The 4,998-nt window shown below is 62.3% G+C and carries 3 protein-coding genes; all 3 read right to left on the bottom strand.

All coding sequences use genetic code 11. The annotated features are described in order from the left end of the window. A partial coding sequence (locus PMI34_RS04445) for a response regulator (RefSeq protein WP_008053144.1) occupies nucleotides 1-361 on the bottom strand: 361 nt, incomplete at its 3' end. Between the two features lie 8 nt (nucleotides 362-369). Then, entirely contained in the window at nucleotides 370-3,471 is a 3,102-nt protein-coding gene (locus PMI34_RS04450) for a multidrug efflux RND transporter permease subunit (protein WP_008053143.1), read from the bottom strand. Further along, complete coding sequence (locus PMI34_RS04455; RefSeq protein ID WP_008053142.1) at nucleotides 3,468-4,628, bottom strand: efflux RND transporter periplasmic adaptor subunit; 1,161 nt, start codon at nucleotides 4,626-4,628, stop codon at nucleotides 3,468-3,470. The genes PMI34_RS04450 and PMI34_RS04455 overlap by 4 nt, the downstream gene beginning before the upstream one ends. Between the last annotated feature and the right edge of the window lie 370 nt (nucleotides 4,629-4,998).

Genomic DNA, 4,998 nt, shown 5'->3' with positions numbered 1-4,998 from the left:
GGCCGCCGCTACGGCGGGTCAGCGCTTGCAGGCGCGCCACCAGTTCCAGGAAGGAAAACGGTTTGCCCAGATAGTCATCGGCGCCTTCACGCAGGCCCTTGATGCGATCTTCCACACGCTCGCGGGCGGTGAGCATGATCACCGGGGTTTGCTTGCGCGCACGCAAGGCGCGCAACACACCGAAACCGTCGAGGCCCGGCAGCATCACGTCGAGGACGATCACCGCGTAGTCGCTCTCCAGCGCCAGGTGCAGGCCTTCCACACCGTCGCGGGCCAGATCCACGGTGAAACCCTGTTCCGTCAGGCCGCGATGCAGATAGTCCGCGGTTTTTTCTTCGTCTTCGATAATCAGAACGCGCATGACCCGCCTCAGTCTGTAGTCGCCAGCGCCGGTACTGGCGCAGGTTCAGGTCGATGGAACAGACGCTCCAGCCACAAGTATATGACCGGCGTGGTGAACAGCGTCAGCGCCTGGCTCACCAGCAAGCCGCCGACTACCGCGATCCCCAAGGGCTGGCGCAGTTCGGCGCCGGTGCCATAGCCGAGCATCAACGGCAGAGCGCCGAGCAGGGCGGCGAGGGTGGTCATGATGATGGGACGGAACCGTGTGATGCAGGCCTTGAAAATCGCTTCCTCAGGCGACATTCCGCCATTGCGCTGCGCTTCGAGGGCGAAGTCGATCATCAGGATGCCGTTCTTCTTGACGATACCGATCAACAGCACCAGTCCGATCAAGGCCATGATGGAAAAGTCCTGGCCGCAAATCCACAGCATGATCACCGCGCCGAGGCCCGCCGAAGGCAAGGTGGAAATGATCGTCAGCGGGTGCACGAAGCTCTCGTAGAGCACGCCGAGAATGATGTACACCGCCACCAGCGCCGCCAGGATCAGCCACGGCTGGCTGGCCAGCGAACTCTGGAACGCCTGGGCCGCGCCCTGGAAATTGCCGCTGATGGCGGTCGGCATGCCGATGTCGGCCTTGGCCTGGTTGAGCATGATCACCGCATCGCCCAACGCCACGCCGGGGGCCAGGTTGAACGACAGGTTGGCCGCAGGGAACATGCCGTCATGGGCGATGGACAGCGGGCCGATGGTCGGTGCATCGAACCTGGCCAGGGCCGACAGCGGCACCATTTCCCCGCTCAGGGGCGAGCGCAGGTAGAAGTAGTTGAGGCTTTCGGCCTTGCCGCGCTGTTTGGTATCCAGTTCCAGGATCACGTTGTACTGGTTGATCTGGGTCTGGAATTCATTGACCTGGCGCTGGCCGAAAGCATCGTACAGGGCTTCGTCGACGTCGCTGGCGGTGAGGCCGAAACGTGCCGCGGCGCTACGGTCGATGCTGATGTGGGTGATGCTGCCGCCCAGTTGCAGGTCGTTGGAAATGTCGCGGAACGCCGGGTTGCCGCGCAGTTTTTCCGTCAGGCGCTGGGTCCAGGTGCTGAGGGTTGCACCATCGTTGCTCTTGAGCACGTATTGGTACTGGGCGCGGCTTGGGCCTGAGCTGAGGTTGATGTCTTGCCCTGCACGCAGGTAAAGCACAATCCCGGGCACTTTCATCAGTTGCGGGCGAATCCGGTCGATGAATTCACTGGCCGAAACGTCACGGTCGCCACGTTTTTTCAGGGTGATCCAGAAGCGGCCGTTGGCAATGGTCTGGTTGCTGCCCGAGACGCCGACCGAGTGCGAGAAGGTTTCGACAGCGGGGTCGGCGGCAACGATTTCGGCCATCGCCAGGTGTTTTTTCACCATGTCGCCGTAGGAAATATCGGCGGCGGCTTCAGTGGTGCCAAGGACGAAGCCTGTGTCCTGAATCGGGAAGAAACCTTTAGGGATAAAGATGTAACCGGCGACCGCCAACCCCAGGGACAAGCCAAACACGCCGATCATCAGTTTCTGGTGGGCGAGGGCGCGGCGCAGACCTTCTTCGTACCACGCCAACAGGCGCTCACCGAACCCCGGTTTGTCGTGGGCATGGTGCACTGGCGCGCGCATGAACAGCGCTGCGAGGGTCGGTGCCAACGTCAGCGAAACCACCACCGAAATCATGATGGTGGAGGTGGCGGTCAGGGCGAACTCCTTGAACAGCCGACCGACCACGCCGCCCATGAACAGCAGCGGAATGAACGCCGCCACCAGCGAGAAACTGATCGACACCACGGTAAACCCGATCTCGCCGGCGCCCTTGATCGCCGCCTCGCGCATGCCGTCACCGGCCTCCAGATGTCGGTGGATGTTCTCCACCACCACGATCGCATCGTCCACCACAAAGCCCACGGCCACCACGATCGCCACCAGCGTGAGGTTGTTCAGGCTGAAGCCCATGACGTACATCAGCGCGAAGCTGGCGATCAACGATACACCGAGCACTGCCGACACGATCAGCGTGGCCGACAGTTGCCGCAGGAACAGCGCCATCACCGCCACCACCAGCATCACGGCGATCAGTAAGGTGATTTCCACCTCGTGCAGCGAAGCGCGGATGGTCTGGGTGCGGTCGATCAGCACCTTGACCTGCACCGAGGCCGGCAACATCGCTTGCAGCGCCGGCAGTGCGGCCTGAATGCGATCCACGGTCTCGACGATGTTGGCGCCTGGCTGGCGGAAAATCACAAGGTTTACGCCCGGTTGCGAACCCGCCCACGCCTGAACGTAGGCATCTTCCGAGCCGTTGACGACTTTCGCGACATCCTTGAGGTGAACCGGTGCACGGTCCTTGTAGGAAACGATCAACTGGCTGTAATCGTCGGGGTGGAACAACTGGTCGTTGGTGGACAGGGTTGAAATGCTCGATTCGCCGTACAGCGCGCCTTTGGCCAGGTTGAGGCTGGTCTGCTGGATTGCCAGGCGAATGTCCGCGAGGGTCAGGCCGATGGCCGCGAGCTTGTCCGCCGAAACCTGGACGCGGATCGCCGGACGCTGCTGACCGGTGATGACGACCTGGCCTACACCGTCGACCTGACTGAGCTGACGGGACAACAGGGTTTCCGTCAGGTCGCTGAGTTCAGGGCCTGGCATCAGCGACGAGTTGACGCTGAGGATCAGTACCGGGCTGTCCGCCGGGTTGACCTTGCGCCAGGTCGGCAGGTTCGGCATGTCCTTGGGTAGTTTGCCTGCGGCAGTATTGATCGCCGCCTGCACTTCCTGGGCAGCGGTGTCGATGCTTTTGTCGAGGGTGAATTGCAGGGTCAGGTTGGTCGAGCCGAGGGCGCTGCTCGACGTCATCTGGGTTACACCGGGAATGGCACTGAATTGCACTTCAAGGGGGGTGGCCACCGAGGAGGCCATGGTTTCCGGGCTGGCGCCGGGAAGTTGCGCCGCCACCTGGATGGTCGGGAATTCTGCCTCCGGCAACGGCGCTACCGGCAGGCGTGGAAACGCGATCACACCCAGCAGCACCAGGGCGAACGTCAGCAGGACCGTGGCCACCGGATGGTCGATGCACCAGGCTGAAATCGAACCATGGCCCTTCATTGCGTCGCCTCCGATCGCACCACTTGAGGTGGCTCGGTCAGTACTTGCACAGTAGCGCCGGGCTTGAGCCGCGACTGACCATCGCTGACCAGTACATCACCCGGTTTCACACCCTTGATGATGTCCTGGCCACTGCCTTGTAAGACCATCTGCACCTGCACGGCTTCGACCTTGTCGCCATTGACCCGGTACACGAAGTGCTGGTCGAGGCCGCGTTGTACGACTGTCGGTGGCACCACCAGCGCACCTTTATCCAGGGCTGTCTGAATCTTTACCGTCACCAGCAGGCCCGGCCAGAGCTTCTGTCCTGGATTGTCGAATTCGGCCTTGGCGCGGATGGTGCCGGTATTGGCGTTGATCTGGTTGTCGATCAGGGTCAGGTGACCTTCGCCGAGCAGGTTGCCGGTTTCGCCGTCGGTGTCGGCGCCGATGTAGGCCTTGACCCGGGCGTGCTGCGGGTCGTTGATCAGGCCCTGCAGGGTCGGCAGCATTTGCTGTGGCAAGGAGAATTCCACGGCGATCGGGTCGATCTGGGTCACCGTGAACAGGCCTTGGGTGTCGGTCATGCGCAGGAAGTTGCCTTCGTCGACGGTACGAATGCCGACACGACCGCTGACCGGGGAGCGAATTTGCGTGTAGGAAAGCTGTACCTCGGCGGAGTCAATCGAGGCCTGGTTGCCTTGGGCGGTGGCCTTGAGCTGGTTGACCAGGGCTTGTTGCTGGTCGTAGGTCTGCCTGGACACGCCGTCGTCGACACTCAACAGCTTGTAGCGCTTGAGGTTGACCAGCGCCACTTGCAGTTGCGCCTGGCTTTCGCCCAGTTGTGCCCGGGCCTGGTCGAGGCTGGCGCGGATCGACCGGTCGTCGATGGTGGCCAGCAGGTCACCTTTTTTCACCAGTTGGCCTTCCTTGACCAGCAGTCTGGTGAGGATACCGTCGATTTGCGGGCGGACCACGACGCTGTGCAGGGACAGTACCGAACCGATGCCGCTGACGTAGCGCGGTACGTCTTTTTCGGCGACGGCGACCACGCGCACGGGGATGGCGGTGGGGGTGGCGAGTTTGGCCTTGGCCGGTTTGTTGGCGTACCACAGGCCCAGCGCTGCCAGGACGATCAGAAGGGCGACGAGCAGGGCGGGTTTTTTCTGGATTCGCATGCGAGTGGGGCGCCGGGGCTGGGGTGGTCGGTAGGTGGGTAAGGTATTTTCCTTTATAAACCTGTTTGCTGGTCAGGAGGGTGACGGCTAACTGACGGCGCTGTCAGTTTGCGGTTTGGTTTGGTCTTGGCGGCCTCTGGGCCGACCATGTTCTTGGTTGACCGTGTACATATCCGTTTCTTCGGTAACGGCGGCTATTGGTTCCGCCCTTACGGCGGGTCACTTGGAAAAGCCCCAAGTAACCAAGGGCTCTTGCCCCTGACGTTCGGCCCTTCGCTTAGGCTCAGGGTGCCCTCGCTCCGGTCCTGCTCCGTGGGCCCGCCGCCATCGGCCATCCATGGCCGGGGGCGGCTAACCCGGCATCCATGCC

This window comes from Pseudomonas sp. GM74 (genome assembly GCF_000282455.1).
Classification (GTDB): domain Bacteria; phylum Pseudomonadota; class Gammaproteobacteria; order Pseudomonadales; family Pseudomonadaceae; genus Aquipseudomonas.
This window is presented reverse-complemented; position numbering and strand designations above follow the sequence as displayed.

What these genes read in the sequence shown, in the direction of transcription:
- PMI34_RS04450 (WP_008053143.1), bottom strand. Translation starts at nt 3,471, where the DNA reads ATGAAGGGCCATGGTTCGATTTCAGCCTGGTGCATCGACCATCCGGTG.
- PMI34_RS04455 (WP_008053142.1), bottom strand. Translation starts at nt 4,628, where the DNA reads ATGCGAATCCAGAAAAAACCCGCCCTGCTCGTCGCCCTTCTGATCGTC.